Here is a 14,324-nt window from a genome sequence, read left to right as displayed (position 1 = left end):
GGGGTGAGGAGGAGGGCGGGGAGGTCGGCGAAGGTGTCGAGGATGTGGGTGGCGCCGCCGGAGAGGAGGCGTTGTTTGCTGTGGGCGCCGGTGAGGAGGCCGATGGCGGCGGAGGCGCCGGCGCGGCGGGCGGCGAGCATGTCGGACTCGGCGTCGCCGGCCACGGCTACGTGGCGGACGTCGTCGATGCCGAGGCGGAGGACGGCGGTGAGGATCATGTCCGGGTACGGGCGGCCGCGGCCGGCGTCTTCCGGGCTGAGTGCGAGGTCGAGTTTGTCGGACCAGTCGAGGGCGGACAGCACGCGGCCGAGGGTGGCCCGGCTGAAGCCGGTGATGAGGGCGAGTTGGATGCCCGCGGCCTGGATCTTGTCGAGGGCTTCGACGGTGCCCGGGACGGGGATGAGGCCCGAGCGTTCGATGGCGCCGGCGTAGGCGCGCTCGAAAGTGAGGTTGGCGGCTTGGGCCTGGGCCTCGTTGTCCGGGAAGATGCCGTGAAAGACGTCGATCTTCGGACGGCCCCGGGACCGGTGTACGTGCACCATGGCGCGAGCGTACGCGCCGGTCCCGGGGACTATGCCCTGGGTCGCGATCGCTTCCGCGAACGCGCGCTCCACCATCGCGATGTCGCCGACGGTGGTGCCCGCCAGGTCCAGGCAGGCCAGCTTTATGGGCGTGGCGATCGACACGCCTGCACCTCCGCTGTGCTCATGGACCGTCGGCGGACCCGCATTGCCTCCGCGGCGGTCAGTTCTCGCTACCGGTCGCCTCAGTCCACAGATCCAGCTCGGCACGGTCAGCCTGTACCTTGCGCCAGATCAGCAGCCCCCCGAGAGCGACCAGCGCCAGAACGAGCAGCTTCTTCACGGTGTGACCCCACTTCTTGACGGTCTCACCTGCCGGGGTGAGACAACGCCCGGTTCCATCGGTTCTTTGCAGCCTAGCAAGGGATCGGGCCAGAGCCCGGATTGCAGCCCGGTTTGCCACGATACGCCGTTACGACGATTCATGCGCTCGTCGTGTGACACGAGCTGATGGGCGATGGGTACGGTTGGTGGGTGGTAACGGCCTCTCCGGTCACGACGACCGCATCGGTTTCCGAGTCGCAACGCCTCGCCTGGCTGGACTGCCTGCGGGGGGTGGGCGCGCTCGCCGTGGTGGCCGAACACATGCTGCCCTATGTGGCGCCCGCGCTGCGGCCGGATGCGTTCAATCTCGGGATGTACGGCGTGCTGGTGTTCTTCCTGGTCAGCGGCTATATCATTCCGGCGTCCCTGGAACGCAAAGGCGATATCCGTGCGTTTTGGATAAGCCGGATATTTCGCCTCTATCCCCTCTACTTGCTCACCATCACCATCGTTCTCGCACTGTCGTGGTGGGTCCCCGTCCGGCCGCACGTACCACGCGACCCCTCGGCCGCCGCCGCGCACGCGAGCATGCTGCTCGACGTGGTCCACCAGGCGGGGATGGCGGACACGATGTGGACGCTCTCCTACGAGATGGTGTTCTACCTGCTGGTCACGGCGTTGTTCGTGGCCGGTGTGCACCGCGCCAGCGGGCCGATCTCGATCGTTTTCGGGGGGGCGGCCATCGTGGCGGGGCTGCTGCTCAACGCGCCGCTGCTGAAGGGCACGTGGCCCGCGTACGCGTCGTTCGCGTTGTTCGCGGTGGGGATGTTCTGCCTGATCTCCGGATATCTCCGTACCATCGCCGCCTACACCCTGGGCGCGGTCGCCGTCGTCCTGCTCATGACCGGCAGCTATGTGCCGTGGCTGGCGGCGGCGATCCTGGCGTCGATGTTCGCGGGCACCGCGATCTACCGCTGGGAGCGGGGCGAGGCGTCACTGTGGCCGGTACTGGCCGCGGGCGTGCTGATCACGTTGAGTCCGTTCTGGTCGATTCAGGCGGGTTGGTGGTGGGTGCAGCCGGTGGCGTGGACCATCACGATGGTGCTGGCGGCGGGGACGTTCGCGGCGGGGATGGCGTTGCGCCGACGGCGCATCCCGAAGGTGCTGGCCTGGCTGGGGCTGATCAGTTACTCGCTCTACCTGGTGCATCACCCGCTGCTGAAGTACATGCTCACGGTGACCGGCAGTCTGCGCGACTCGGCATGGCCGGTGCAGGCGGCGGCGGCGGCCGGGTTCGTGGCGGTGCTGCTGGGGGCGAGCTGGCTGACGTACCGGCTGGTGGAGGCCCCGATGCAGCGTCTGGGACGCCGGATCGCCAAGCGTTACGCCTGACGCCGGATACCAAGCGTTACGCCTGACGCCGGACCGACGCGAGCCAGGCGCGGGGATCCCGAGATCCGAACAGGGCGGTGCCGCTGACGATCCAGTCGGCTCCGGCGGCCACGGCGCGCATCGCCGCCTCGCGGGTGACACCGCCGTCCACACCGACCATCCGGGCGAGGCCCGACGACCGGGCCTGCCGCAAAGAACGCAGCGCCGAGTCCTCGAACCTGGCCCCCGCGTGGCCGGGAGTGATCGACATCACAAGGACGTCCAGCTCGGTGGGGGCGTCAGTGGGCGGCGTACCCGGGGAGAGGGCCAGGCCGGGGCGCGCGCCCCGGGCCTCGACGCGGGCGGCGGCCTCCCGCCAGCCGTACGCCTCGGCGTGGACGACGACCAGGTCGCAGAAGCCGGTCCAGGCGTCGACGTGGTCGAGCGGGCGGGTGACCATCAGGTGGGCCTCGGCGGCGAGGCCTGTGCGGGCGGTCAGTTCGCGGGCGGCGTCGGCCGTGAAGCCGCCAGGGCGGGCGAACACGCCGTCGGTCAGGTCCCAGTGCAGCACGGTGAGTCCGGCGTCGCGTAGGCGTACGGCCTCGGCCAGGCGCTCCCCGGCCGGTACCGACCACAGCGACCCCGCGACCCCGCGACCCGCACGGACCCGCCGAGCCGGCCCAGCCCGCCGGGGCCGTCAGAATCGCTCAGCTCGTCGGGAGCACCGGCACCACCGGAAACGGCCGGGACCACGGAGCCCGCCCGGCTCGGCGGGACTGGAGGCGGCAGCGGCGTTGCGGGAGAGGTCGTTCACAGGTCCGCCAGGGTGGCTTCGGCGAGGGCGCGGTCGGTGACCAAGGCGGTCAGGAGGCCGGATCTGGCCACCGCGCGGACCGCGCGGGCCTTGTTCGCGCCCGCCGCGACCGCGATGACCCGGGACACCCGGGAGAGCTGCCTGGCGCTGATGGACAGGCACCGGTCGGCGAAGTCGCCGCCCACCAGCCGCCCCTCGTCGTCCAGGAGAATCCCGGCGACCTCGGCCTGAACCCCCTGCGCGGTCAGTTCGCGCAGGTCGTCGTCGTTCAGGATGGCCCGGAGCTGGGAGATCGGCGGGTCCCAGGAGCCGACCGCGACCACGGCCACGGTCACCCGCTCGAACAGCGCCATGGCCTCGGCGACGTCGCTCTGCCGGCGCAGCGCGGCGGCCGTGGCGGCGTTCTCGACCAGCAGCGGCGCGAAGATCGCCCGCGCCCTGCCGCCCGCGCTCAGCGAGGCGCGGCGGACCGCCTCGACCGGGGACTCGGTGAGGTCGGAACCGACCGCGCCGGTGAGCTGCACGACCGAGACCGGCGGCAGCGCGGTCAACTGCTCGGTCATCGCGGTCAGGGTGCGGCCCCAGGCCAGGCCGAGTACGTCGCCCTCGTGCAGGGTCTCGGTGAGCAGGGTGGCGGCGGCCGTGCCGACCTGGGTGCGGACCTCGGCCTCGGTGCCCAGGGTCTCGACCACGACGGCCTCCTTGAGCCCCAGGTGGGCGCGCAGCCGTTCGGACAGGGCCTCGTCCACGAACCCGACATCGCGCAGCGTGATGGCGACCATGCCGGTGGCCTTGGCCTGTTCGAGCAGCCGGGCGACCTTGAACCGGGACAGCCCCAGCTCCTTGGCGATCTCCACTTTCGAGGCGTCGCCGGTGGCGGAGGTGGACCGGGCGGCCGTGGTGGAGGCCATCGCCGGTGAGGAGGCCGCCACGCACATGACCACGCGGGCGCGGCCGGCCGTACCGGCGGTCCCGGCGGACGCCGAACCGAGCCTGCGGGTCCGTGACCTGCGCACGCCCAGCCTGGCGGGGGTGACGCTGGACGCCTACCCGGGGCGGGTGCTCGGCGTCTACGGGCTGATCGGGTCGGGCCGCACGGAGTTCCTGCGCGGCCTGGTGGGGCTGGACCGGATCGACGGGGGCCGGGTCGAGCTGTACGGCGAGCCGTACCGGCCGCGCAGCCCCGCCCACGCGCGCCGGGCGGGCGTGGTCTACCTCACCGGGGAGCGCAAGATCGACGGCATCGTCCCGCAACTGGACTGCGCGACGAACGTCGTGCTGCCGGTACTGAGCACGTTCACCCGGTTCGGGGTGCTGGACCGGCGGGCCATGGCCGACCGGGCCGCCCGCCTGATGGACCAGCTCCGGGTGCGCGGCAACCGGGCCGCGCCCGTGGTCGGCCTGTCCGGCGGCAACCAGCAGAAGGTGCTGCTGGCCCGCACGCTCGCCCAGGAACCCCGGCTGCTGCTGCTCGACGAGCCGACCAAGGGCGTGGACATCGGCGTCAAGGACGAGATCCACCGGCTGCTGCGCCGCCTCGCCGCGGACGAGGGCATGACGGTGATCGTGGTCTCCAGCGAGGAGGAGGAGATCCTGGACGTCGCCGACGACGTCGTGACGTTCGCCCACGGGCGCTGCGACGGCGTGACCCGCCCGGCCTCCGAACTCTCACCCGCCGCACTCAGGCACACCGCCTGGACCGACTCGACGAAGGGAACGAACGTATGACGGCCGTGGCCGATGAGGTGCTGCGCGAGGGTCGCGCGGCGGTACGCCGCGAGGCGGGCGGGGTGCTGGGCGTCGCCGACCAGCTCGACGAGACGTTCGTCGAGGCCGCCAGGTGGCTGTACGAGTGCCGGGGCAAGGTGTTCGTCACGGGGGCGGGCACCTCGGGTGCCATCGCCCGCCGGATGGCGCACCTGCTGGGAGTGTGCGGCACCCCGGCGGTGTTCATCCAGGCGGCGGACGCGCTGCACCGCACGATGGGCGCGGTCACCGAGGGCGACATCCTGATCGCGATCTCCCGGGGCGGCGGGTCCGGCGAGATCAACGACCTGACCACGCGAGTGCGCGAGCGTGGCGCGAAGGTGATCGCCCTGACCGCCGACGCGGGTTCGGAGCTGGGCCGCCGGGCCGATCTGGTGGTCGAGCTGGACAGCCCGCCTGAGGTCGATCCGGGCGAGGTGATCGCGATGGGGTCCACGCTGGCCGTCGCGGTCTGGGGGGACGCCCTGGCCTACGTGCTGATGCGGCTGCGTCGTTACGGTTGGGACCGAGTACCGCACAGCCACCCGTCCGGCGCGGTGGGGCGGATCGAGCACGTCCCCGACCCGCTGCCCGCGCTGACGTTCGACGCCACGGAGAAGACCTGACCATGCCCCTCGTCGCGGGGATCGACAGCTCCACCCAGTCCTGCGCGGTGGAGCTGCGCGACGCCGACTCCGGGGCGCTGCTCGGCAGCGGCCGCGCGCCGCACCCGGTCACCCATCCGCCGGTCAGTGAGCAGGACCCGGTGGCCTGGTGGGCGGCGCTGCGGATCGCGCTGGCGGGGGCGTGCGCGGCGGCTGGGGTACGACCTGCGGAGATCGGCGCGCTGAGCGTCGGCGCGCAGTGCCACGGGCTGGTCGCCCTGGACGCGGCGGGCGCGGTGATCCGTCCCGCCAAGCTGTGGAACGACACCACCTCGGCCCGGCAGGCCGCCGCCCTGCGCCCGCGCGTGAACTGGCCGGACGCGATCGGCCTCACCCCCATGGCCGCGCTGACCATCACCAAGCTGGCCTGGCTGGCCGAGCACGAGCCGGAGAATCTGACCAGGATCGCCACGGTGCTGCTGCCGCACGACTGGCTGACCTACCGGCTGACCGGCGAACGGGTCACCGACCGCTCCGACGCCTCGGGCACCGGCTACTACGCGGCGTTCGAGGGGCGGTGGCGGACCGACCTGCTGGCGGACGGCGAGGTGGTGGCCGCGGGCGGCGGGGCGCGCTCGCCCGCCTACCGGCAGGTGCTGGCAGACGCCCTGGACCGGCCGGTGATCACGCGGGACGCGCCGGAGGCGACCGCACGGGGCGCGTGCGCGCAGGCCGCCGCCGTACTGCGCGGCGTGGACGTGCCCGTCGTACGGGACGCGTGGTGCCCGCCCACCGCCACGGCGGCCGGCCCGCGGCCCGGCGGCGGTCCGGCCGCGCTGGAGCGGTACCTCGCCCTCGCGACCACCGTCACGACCTGATCCCCTAGCGAAGGAATTCCATGGCCCTCTACGTCGATTCCGCCGATCGTTCCGCCGTCGAGCCGCTGCTGGCCACCGGCCTGTTCGCGGGCATCACCACCAACCCGACCCTGCTCGGCCGCGCCGGGCTGAGCGACGCGGACCTGCCCGCGGTCTACCAGTGGGCGACGGCGGCCGGAGCCGCGAAGGTCTTCATGCAGACGCTCGGCACCACGCAGGAGGACATCCTGGCGAGCGCGAACAGGATCCGCGACCTGGGGCCGCGGGCCGTGGTGAAGATCCCCGCCACCCGGGCGGGCTTCGCGGCGGCCAGGCTGCTGACCGCCCGCCAGGTGCCGGTGCTGATCACCGCCGTCTACCACGCGGCGCAGGCGCTGTTCGCGGACGCGGCCGGGGCCCGGTACATCGCCCCGTACATCGGGCGGATGACCGACCAGGGCAGGAACGGGGTGGAGCAGGCCATCGCCATGCAGCGGCTCCTGGCCGGCAAGGGCACGCGGGTGCTGGTGGCGAGCCTGCGCGGCCCCGACGACGTGGCGGCGCTGGCCGCCGCGGGCGTGCCCGACTTCGCGCTCGGCGCGCCGCTGTGCGAGGCGCTGCTCGCCGACGAGCTGACGCTCGCGGCGGCGGCCGAGTTCGAGGCCACGGCGGCGGGTTAACCGAAGGTGTGCCGCATCTCGCCGATGCCGTCCACCCAGGTCACCAGCTCGTCGCCGGGGGCGAGGAAGCGGGCCGGGGTACGGCTCTGGCCGACGCCGGACGGGGTGCCGGTGAAGATCACGTCCCCGGGCAGCAGCGGCAGCACCGCAGAAAGGCGAGCGATCAGCGCCGGGATGCCGAAGATCAGGTCGCTGCTGCGGGCGTCCTGCACCGGCTCGCCGTTCAGCGTGCAGCCGAGCGCGATGTCGTCGCGGTCGTCGAACTCCTCCGGGGTGACCAGCACCGGGCCCATCGGCGCGAAGCCCGGGAAGGACTTGCCCATGCTGAACTGCGGCGGCGGCGCGATGAACTGCGTGAGCCGGTCGGAGATGTCCTGGCCCACGGTGAGCCCGGCCACATGGTCCCAGCCGTTGGACTCCTTCACCTGGTAGGCGCGGGCGCCGATCACCGCGACCAGCTCGACCTCCCAGTCGACCTTGCCGTCGGGCAGCCCGATGCGCCCGGCCGGGCCGGTGATGGACGAGGCGAACTTGGTGAACACCACCGGGTGCTGGGGGATCTCGAACCCGGACTCGACGGCGTGCTCGCGGTAGTTGAGGCCGATCGCGAAGATCTGCCGGGGCTGCGGGACGGGCGCGCGCAGGTCGGCGACGTCGTACGGCCGGGCCTGCGACACGTCCGCGTCGCGCGCCCACGCGGAGAACTCCGCCCAGCGCTCGAACACCGCCTGCGGGTCGGGACCGAAGGCCCCGCCGCTGGCCCGCTCGGCGTCGACCGCGCCGCCGTCGGTGATCAGTGCCAGCCTGCCGTCGAGATTCGCGATGCGCACAGGAGCCCCCAGGGTCAATTCATCATTATGAATATGGGGAATTTTCTCCCACATGCCGCTATGTATGTCAAGCTGACCCCATGGCTGACCCCACGGCACGGCATGAGGCGCGGTCGCGGCCCGAGATGGCCGCCGACCGCATCGCGGCGTTCGCCCGTGCCGCCGAGCCGGGCGCGCGGCTCGGCACCAAGGAGGAGTTGCGGGCCCGCTGCGGGGTCTCGGTCGGCACCTTCAACGAGGCGCTGCGGCTGGTCCAGGCCCGCGGCCTGGTGTCGGTGCGGCCGGGCCCCGGCGGCGGCCTGTTCGCCGCCGAGCAGTCGCCGATGGTACGGCTGGGCAACGCCGTACTCGCGCTCGCCGACGCCCAGACCTCGGTGGCCGACGCCGTGCGCATCCGCAACGCACTGGACCCACTGCTGGTCGAGGACGCCCTGTGGCACGCCTCCCCCGCCGACATCGCCGAGATGCGCGAGGTGCTGGCCGAGATGGCCCAGGCCGCCCGGACGCCCGACGCCACCGCGTTCACCCGGGCCAACTGGCGGCTGCACAAGAAGATCGCGGCGGTCAGCCCGAGCCAGGTGCTGCGCTCGATCTACACGGGCCTGCTGGAGGTGATCGAGACGCACACGCTGGCCGTACTGTACGAGGAGCAGGCCCGGCCACTCCCCGACTACCTGGACGAACGCCACAAGCTGCACGCCGCGATCGTGGACGCCATCGCCGGCCACGACGCCGAGCGCGCCGAACGGCTGATGCGCGAGCACAACACCGTCCCGCCCGGCGGGCCGTTAGCACCGCGGGACGGCGGGTAGCCGCAGGCGGATGAACGGCGGGCTGCGGCAGAGCGATCCGAACGAACCGGGCATCCTGCGGCGGCGGCGAGGGCGCGGTTTCAGCTATCACCTGCCCGGCGGCGAGCCCGTGCGCGACGCCGGGACGCTGGCCAGGATCAGGGCGCTCGCCGTGCCGCCCGCGTGGACCGAGGTGTGGATCTGCGCCTCCCCGGACGGGCATCTCCAGGCGGTCGGCACCGACGCGGCGGGCCGCAGGCAGTACCGGTACCACGACGTGTGGCGCGAGCAGCAGGACCGGCTGAAGTTCGAGCACGTCCTGGACGTGGCCGAGAAGCTGCCCGCGTTCCGCGAGACCGTGGCCGGGCACCTGGCCGGGCGCGGGCTCACCCGGCACCGGGTGCTGGCCGCCGCGGCGCGCATCCTGGACACCGGGTTCCTGCGGGTCGGCGGGGCGGAGTACACCGACTCCTTCGGGCTGGCCACGCTGCGCACCGAGCACGTGCGGGCGCGCAACGGCGTGGTGGCCTGCCGATATCCCGGCAAGGGCGGCAAACCCCACGAGACCATCCTGACCGACCGGGACGTCTGCAAGGTGATCAGGGCGCTGCTCACCCGGCCCGACGCGGGCCCCGAACTGCTCCGCTACCGCGACGCCCGCGCCGGCTGGCGCGACGTGACCAGCGACGACGTCAACGACTACCTCAAGGAGGTCTTCGGCGGCGAGGTCACCGCCAAGGACTTCCGCACCTGGCACGCCACGGTGCTGGCCGCGGTCGGGCTCGCGGTGTCGGCCAAGGCGTCCGCGCGGGCGGCGGCGCGTAAACGGGCGATCGCCCGGGTGATGGCCGAGGTCGCCGACTACCTGGGCAACACCCCGGCGGTGGCGCGGGCCTCCTACGTCGATCCGCGGGTCATCGACCGGTACGAGCAGGGCGTGACGATCGGACTGGGCGGACTGGCGGGCGGTGACTCGGTTCTTGCCACCCACGGCGAGCCGGAGCAGGCGGTCATCGGGCTGCTGCGCGCCGCGCCCTGGCCCGAGCCGGTCACCTGACCAGCGGGAGCACCTTGTCGGCGTAGAACTCGAAGAACTCCTCCTGCTCCGGGCCGATCTGGCTGACGTAGACCTCGTCGAAGCCGGCGTCCACGTACTCGCGCAGCGCGGCGGCGTGTACCTCCGGGTCGGGCCCGCACGGCTTGCCCGCCGTGGCGGCCTCCTCGGTGACCATCCCGGCCAGTTGCTCGAAGTGCCGGGGCAGCGGGAGAAGCTGCGACGCCTCGCCCTGGACGCCTTCGTTCGGCCAGATCCGGTGGACGGTCTCGCGGGCCTTTTCCTCGCTGTGCGCGAAGCACGCCTTCAGGCCGCCCTGGGCGATCTTGCCCGCACCGCCGGACTCGCGGAACATCGTCACCAGTTCGGCGGACGGACGCGTGCAGATGTAGCCGTCGCCGATCCGCCCGGCCAGTTCCACCGCCCGGGGGCCGAGGCCGGAGACGAAGACCGGCGGCGGGTCCGCCGGCAGGGTGTAGAGGCGGGCGGTGTCCACCTCGTAGTGCTCGCCTCGGTGGGTGACCAGCTTGCCGGTCCACAGGTCGCGCATCAGGCCGACGGCCTCGTCCAGCATGTCCAGCCGTTCGGCGAGCGGCGGCCAGCGGGAGTCCACGATGTGCTCGTTCAACGCCTCTCCGGTGCCGACGCCGAGCCGGAACCTGCCCTCCGCCAGCACCGCGCTGGTGGCCGCGGCCTGGGCGATGATCGCCGGGTGGATGCGCACGGTCGGGCAGGTCACCGCCGTGGTGATGGGCAGCGCGCTGACCTGGGTGATCGCGCCGATCACAGACCAGACGAACGAGCTCTGGCCCTGCTCGCCGACCCACGGATGGTAGTGGTCGGAGATCCACAGGGCCTCGAAGCCGGCCCGCTCGGCGCGTTTGGCCTGCCGTACGAGGTCCTTGGGTCCGTGCTCCTCGCTGGCGAGGAAGTATCCGAACTTCGTCATGGCCGGTTCCCCATCCTCCGTCTGATCACGACCAGGTCGATGGCGGCGGTGACGGCCACGGCCGCCGCGATGACGGCCTCCACCGTCCAGACGGACTCGCCGGTGGCGACCGCCCGGTACACGAAGAAGATCGTGGCCGCCAGGGCGAGCGGCAGGGCCACCGCCGCGAGACCGGCGCGGACGCGCAGCGGGCTCTTGGCGTTCTTCGGCTCGGTGCCGCTTCGGTTTCCCCACATGGGGACCCCCTGCCCAGCCGTCTCCGGCGAAACCTGTTATCAGGTTGACAAGGTTTCGGCAATGCCCATGTAATGGGTGCGTGTCGTAACGCCGAGCCGATCACCGGTGGCGGCGAGCGGCACCCGACCCGCAGGGGATGATGTCGTGAGCTTCTACGCCACCGGCGGCGGCTGACCCGCGCGCCTTTCGCGCGCCCGCGTCCCTGCGGCGGTCACGAGTGTCTCGTCACCCCCTGACGCCTTCACCGGCGTGTGCTCCAGCCTGCGCGCGATTCGTCATCACACCAGTCGTCTGACCATTTCTGGTCGTTCCACTTTTGGTCGTTTCACTTTTGGTCGTTTCACCATGCCAGGAGCACTACGCAGTATGCCCATTGACTTCAATCAGCAGATCATCGACGAGTTCCGCGCCAACGACGGCAGGGTCGGGGGCCCCTTCGAGGACGCCCGGCTGCTGCTGCTGACCACCACGGGGGCCAGGAGCGGCGCCCGGCACACCACCCCCGTCGGCTACCTCCCCGACGGTGGCCGAATGCTGATCATCGGCTCGGCCGGGGGTTCGCCCAGGCACCCGGCCTGGTACCACGACCTGCTGGCCGACCCGGTGGTCACCGTCGAGACCGGGGCCTTCACCTTCCGGGCGCGGGCCGCCGTACTGGAGGGCGCGGAGCGCGACGCCATATTCGCCCGCGCGGTCGAGGCCGACCCGGGCTGGGCGGAGTACCAGGCCAAGACCACCCGCGTGATCCCGGTCGTCGCGCTGACCCCGATCGACGACGAGCCGGGCGAGGACGGTCCGGGCGGTCCCGCATCGCTCGGCGAGATGCTGCGGAAGGTCCACGAGTCGTTCCGCACCGAGCTGTTGATCATCCGCAAGGAGATCGCCGCGTCGGGGCCGGTGCTGGGCGCGCAGCTCCGCGTCAACTGCCTGACGATGTGCCAGAACCTCACCGTCCACCACGGCCATGAGGACAACGGGATGTTCCCGGCCCTGGACCGGAGCAACCCCGAACTGGCCCCCGCGCTGGCCCGGCTGCGCGAAGAGCACGAGGTGGTCGCCCGGCTGCTCGACGACCTCAAGGCGGTGCTGGCGGCCGACGCGCCCGAGCCGGCCGTGCTCGCCGGGGAGGTCGAACGGCTCACCACCGACCTCCTCGCCCACCTGGACTACGAGGAGGAACAGCTTCTTCCGATCCTGAACAAGTTCACCTTCTGAGCCTTGCCGGCTCCGCCTGACGGCCGGGGGTCGCCCCCGGCCGTCAGGCCAGGTTGAGCTGCCAGGAGACGCCGAAGCGGTCGTTGGTCCAGCCGAACCGCTTGCTGAACCCGTACTCGCCGAGCGGCATCAGCGGCGTGCGGTCCTCGGCGAGGGCCGCCCACAGCCGTTCCAGCTCGGCCTCGGACTCGCACTGGACGTAGAGGGAGGTCGCCGGGGTGAAGGTGAAGCCGTGCGACACATAACTGTCGATGGCCATGTACTCCTGGCCGGCCAGCTTGAAGGCGGCGTGCACGACGCTGCCCTCCTTTCCCGGGCCCTCGGGGCCGTACCGGGTGATGGCCAGGATCTCGGAGTCGTCGAAGAGCGAGACGTAGAAGTTCATCGCCTCCTCGGCCGCGCCTTCGAACATCAGGAACGTCGTGACCTTCTGTGTCATGCGGGCCACTATTTCAATTTCCGTTTATATAAGTCAAGGTCGATCTAATGCTGGCAAAGGGCGACTGATAGGAAGATCCGACATCGGGCAGGGGTGGTGCGTCGGGTGCTGGAAACTGTTGAAGGAGGCGTGTCCCGGTGGTGGGGGCCTTCTGACTGGGAGGCGATGCGGCGGTGCGGAGGATTGCAGAGATGACCCGGACGGCGGTGGGCATGTGAGGATCGCGATTTCCGTGCCCGGCGAGATCTCCATCAACGACGACGCGGAGTTGCGGCTGGCCAGCGCCGGCAAGCTGCTCGTCCTGGCCGGCGTGGCGAGGGGCCTGGCGGCCGGCACGCTCGCCCCCGACGAGGTGGTGGAGGTGCGCGACGCCGACTACGTCAACGGTTCGGGGCTGCTCGGCGTGCTCTCCCAGCGCCGCTGGACGATCACCGACCTGGCCGTGCTGGTCGCCTCGGTGAGCGACAACACCGCGACCAACTCGCTGCTGCGCCACCTGGGCCTGGACCGGGTCACCGACGAGTCCGCCCGGCTCGGCCTGATCCGCACCCGCGTCCTGGACCGCGTCCGTGAGCCGCGCCTGCCGTCCGACCCGCCGCACTTCGCGGTCGGCACGGCCGGCGAGCTGGCCCGCTTCGCCGCCCTGCTGGACGGCCAGGAGGAGTGGACCCGCACGATGCTCGGCTGGATGGCGCACAACACCGACCGCTGCCTGGTCCCGGCCCTGGTGCCGCACGACCCCGAGTCCCGGAAGATCCCGGACAAGACCGCGCCGGGCACGATCTGGGTGGCCAACAAGACCGGCATCGACGAGGGCGTGCGCACCGACGTGGGGGTGCTGGTCGGCGTCCGCAGGATCGGGTACGCGGTGCTGGCCAACGGCCCGACGGTCGGCGGCGATGACCACGAGCTGGTCCGGCGGGTGCGCGAGGCGGGCGTCGAGATCGCCGCCCTGGCGGGCGTCCCCCGGCCGCACGTCGGATAAGTGGTTCAGGCGACGACCGGCTGGTCCCAGTCGATGTGGTGACGGTACATCCAGGCCAGGCTCTCGGCACTGGCCGCACGGCGCAGGAAGACCGGCATCATCAGGCCCGCACGTCATCGGGATGGGTGAGGATGTCGTCGCGTACCTGGTAAAGGAAGGTCGGCACGCGGACGCTCCCCCGTCCACTGCCGGGGTCCCGCCGCCGCGGTTCGATGCTCGTGTCCATGACGATGAGCCGTTCCAGTTCGTCGATACGGCCGGGCAGGCCCATCCGCGCCAGGGTGCGCGCGAGAATGGTCCGCGCGGTCACCGGCTGCGCCGCGACCAGGCAGCGCACCGCGCCGAACGCCTCGGGCGCGCGCGCCATCGCGGCGAACGTGGCGATGGCGCCCAGGCACCGGCTGAACAGTCCGACGGCCATGTCGCGGGTGTCCCGCCGGTCGCGGGCGTACTTCAGCGAGCCGATGACGTCCCGGGCCTCGTAGATCCCGCCGGAGGTGACGCCCCCGTTGCCCTCGCCGCTGTGACCGTGACTGCGCAGGTCGTACGCGAGCACGTTGAAGCCCGCCTCGTGCGGGATCCGGTAGTCCGGGATGAAGTTGATCTCTAGCGCGTTTCCGCTGGACTCCCACTGCCACCGCCACGGCTCAAGATGCGCGGGCATGCCGGACCGGTTGAACCCGATCGGGTGATTGGCGATGACCAGCTTGTTCGAGCCGGGCGCCGGGATGAACCAGCCCTCCAGCGGCACCCCGTCCGCCGAGGGGAAGGTGACGTCCTCGTAGGCGAGGCCCTGGTCGCCGGGGGAGTACAGGATCGGGGAACGGGGTTGGAAGTCGATCTCCGTGGCGAACCGCCGCAGCAAGTCCCGGGCCTCCTCCTCGCTCGGCTCGGGGCGGGCGGGGG

General features: G+C 71.9%; 18 protein-coding genes. 9 read left to right on the top strand and 9 right to left on the bottom strand.

Going from position 1 to position 14,324, the window contains the following annotated elements; all coding sequences use genetic code 11:
- Positions 1-686, bottom strand: a 686-nt coding sequence (locus C1I98_RS22480; RefSeq protein WP_233508076.1) for an HAD-IA family hydrolase, incomplete at its 3' end; no start/stop codon positions are given.
- 58 nt (positions 687-744) lie between these two features.
- Positions 745-864, bottom strand: a complete 120-nt coding sequence (locus C1I98_RS44165; protein WP_013130296.1) for a DLW-39 family protein — start codon at positions 862-864, stop codon at positions 745-747.
- 191 nt (positions 865-1,055) lie between these two features.
- Here C1I98_RS44165 and C1I98_RS22475 point away from each other — a divergent pair, with 191 nt between their 5' ends.
- The gene (locus C1I98_RS22475; protein ID WP_233508075.1) at positions 1,056-2,237 is read left to right on the top strand and encodes an acyltransferase family protein; all 1,182 of its coding nucleotides are present in this window, start codon (positions 1,056-1,058) and stop codon (positions 2,235-2,237) included.
- A gap of 16 nt (positions 2,238-2,253) precedes the next feature.
- Here C1I98_RS22475 and C1I98_RS22470 read toward each other — a convergent pair whose 3' ends face one another.
- Positions 2,254-2,853, bottom strand: a complete 600-nt coding sequence (locus C1I98_RS22470) for a beta/alpha barrel domain-containing protein (RefSeq protein WP_111169414.1) — start codon at positions 2,851-2,853, stop codon at positions 2,254-2,256.
- Between the two features lie 173 nt (positions 2,854-3,026).
- Positions 3,027-3,887 carry a sugar-binding transcriptional regulator gene (locus tag C1I98_RS22465; protein ID WP_233508074.1) on the bottom strand — a complete coding sequence of 287 codons (861 nt, stop codon included), beginning with the start codon at positions 3,885-3,887 and terminating at the stop codon, positions 3,027-3,029.
- On the opposite strand from C1I98_RS22465, the gene C1I98_RS22460 reads away from it, so the two are divergent.
- The 4 genes from C1I98_RS22460 to C1I98_RS22445 are packed head-to-tail and all read left to right on the top strand — an operon-like array spanning position 3,874 to position 6,918.
- Positions 3,874-4,758: an ATP-binding cassette domain-containing protein gene (locus tag C1I98_RS22460; RefSeq protein ID WP_233508073.1), complete on the top strand. Its 885-nt coding sequence runs from the start codon at positions 3,874-3,876 to the stop codon at positions 4,756-4,758. The genes C1I98_RS22465 and C1I98_RS22460 overlap by 14 nt on opposite strands.
- Complete coding sequence (locus tag C1I98_RS22455) at positions 4,755-5,402, top strand: KpsF/GutQ family sugar-phosphate isomerase (protein WP_111169409.1); 648 nt, start codon at positions 4,755-4,757, stop codon at positions 5,400-5,402. Before C1I98_RS22460 ends, C1I98_RS22455 begins: the two co-directional genes overlap by 4 nt.
- A 2-nt stretch (positions 5,403-5,404) precedes the next feature.
- On the top strand, positions 5,405-6,259 hold the full coding sequence (locus tag C1I98_RS22450; RefSeq protein WP_111169408.1) for an FGGY family carbohydrate kinase: 855 nt from the start codon (positions 5,405-5,407) through the stop codon (positions 6,257-6,259).
- Between the two features lie 20 nt (positions 6,260-6,279).
- Positions 6,280-6,918: a transaldolase family protein gene (locus C1I98_RS22445; RefSeq protein ID WP_111169407.1), complete on the top strand. Its 639-nt coding sequence runs from the start codon at positions 6,280-6,282 to the stop codon at positions 6,916-6,918.
- Here C1I98_RS22445 and C1I98_RS22440 read toward each other — a convergent pair.
- Positions 6,915-7,748 carry a fumarylacetoacetate hydrolase family protein gene (locus tag C1I98_RS22440; RefSeq protein ID WP_111169406.1) on the bottom strand — a complete coding sequence of 278 codons (834 nt, stop codon included), beginning with the start codon at positions 7,746-7,748 and terminating at the stop codon, positions 6,915-6,917. The genes C1I98_RS22445 and C1I98_RS22440 overlap by 4 nt on opposite strands.
- Positions 7,749-7,828: 80 nt before the next feature.
- Between C1I98_RS22440 and C1I98_RS22435 the strand changes: the two genes are divergently transcribed.
- Both C1I98_RS22435 and C1I98_RS22430 read left to right on the top strand, forming a co-directional pair.
- Positions 7,829-8,560 carry a FadR/GntR family transcriptional regulator gene (locus tag C1I98_RS22435; protein ID WP_111169405.1) on the top strand — a complete coding sequence of 244 codons (732 nt, stop codon included), beginning with the start codon at positions 7,829-7,831 and terminating at the stop codon, positions 8,558-8,560.
- Between the two features lie 10 nt (positions 8,561-8,570).
- Complete coding sequence (locus C1I98_RS22430) at positions 8,571-9,596, top strand: DNA topoisomerase IB (protein WP_111169404.1); 1,026 nt, start codon at positions 8,571-8,573, stop codon at positions 9,594-9,596.
- Here C1I98_RS22430 and C1I98_RS22425 read toward each other — a convergent pair.
- Positions 9,589-10,542 carry a TIGR03557 family F420-dependent LLM class oxidoreductase gene (locus tag C1I98_RS22425; protein ID WP_111169403.1) on the bottom strand — a complete coding sequence of 318 codons (954 nt, stop codon included), beginning with the start codon at positions 10,540-10,542 and terminating at the stop codon, positions 9,589-9,591. The two genes, C1I98_RS22430 and C1I98_RS22425, sit on opposite strands and share 8 nt — an antisense overlap.
- The gene (locus tag C1I98_RS22420; RefSeq protein ID WP_111169402.1) at positions 10,539-10,778 is read right to left on the bottom strand and encodes a DUF6343 family protein; all 240 of its coding nucleotides are present in this window, start codon (positions 10,776-10,778) and stop codon (positions 10,539-10,541) included. Before C1I98_RS22420 ends, C1I98_RS22425 begins: the two co-directional genes overlap by 4 nt.
- Positions 10,779-11,145: 367 nt before the next feature.
- On the opposite strand from C1I98_RS22420, the gene C1I98_RS22415 reads away from it, so the two are divergent.
- Positions 11,146-11,994 carry a nitroreductase/quinone reductase family protein gene (locus tag C1I98_RS22415; protein WP_111169401.1) on the top strand — a complete coding sequence of 283 codons (849 nt, stop codon included), beginning with the start codon at positions 11,146-11,148 and terminating at the stop codon, positions 11,992-11,994.
- 43 nt (positions 11,995-12,037) lie between these two features.
- Here the strand turns inward: C1I98_RS22415 and C1I98_RS22410 are convergent, their stop codons facing one another.
- Positions 12,038-12,433 carry a VOC family protein gene (locus C1I98_RS22410; RefSeq protein ID WP_111169413.1) on the bottom strand — a complete coding sequence of 132 codons (396 nt, stop codon included), beginning with the start codon at positions 12,431-12,433 and terminating at the stop codon, positions 12,038-12,040.
- Between the two features lie 214 nt (positions 12,434-12,647).
- Here C1I98_RS22410 and C1I98_RS22405 point away from each other — a divergent pair, with 214 nt between their 5' ends.
- Positions 12,648-13,418 carry a serine hydrolase gene (locus C1I98_RS22405; RefSeq protein WP_233508072.1) on the top strand — a complete coding sequence of 257 codons (771 nt, stop codon included), beginning with the start codon at positions 12,648-12,650 and terminating at the stop codon, positions 13,416-13,418.
- 100 nt (positions 13,419-13,518) lie between these two features.
- On the opposite strand, the gene C1I98_RS41625 is transcribed toward C1I98_RS22405, so the two are convergent.
- On the bottom strand, positions 13,519-14,324 hold an 806-nt coding region (locus tag C1I98_RS41625; RefSeq protein ID WP_111169399.1), incomplete at its 5' end, for an alpha/beta hydrolase.

The sequence above is a fragment of the Spongiactinospora gelatinilytica genome (assembly GCF_003236385.1).
GTDB classification, from domain to species: Bacteria; Actinomycetota; Actinomycetes; order Streptosporangiales; family Streptosporangiaceae; genus Spongiactinospora; species Spongiactinospora gelatinilytica.
Note: the sequence above shows the minus strand (reverse complement) of the source record. Positions and strands in the feature narration are given on the sequence as shown.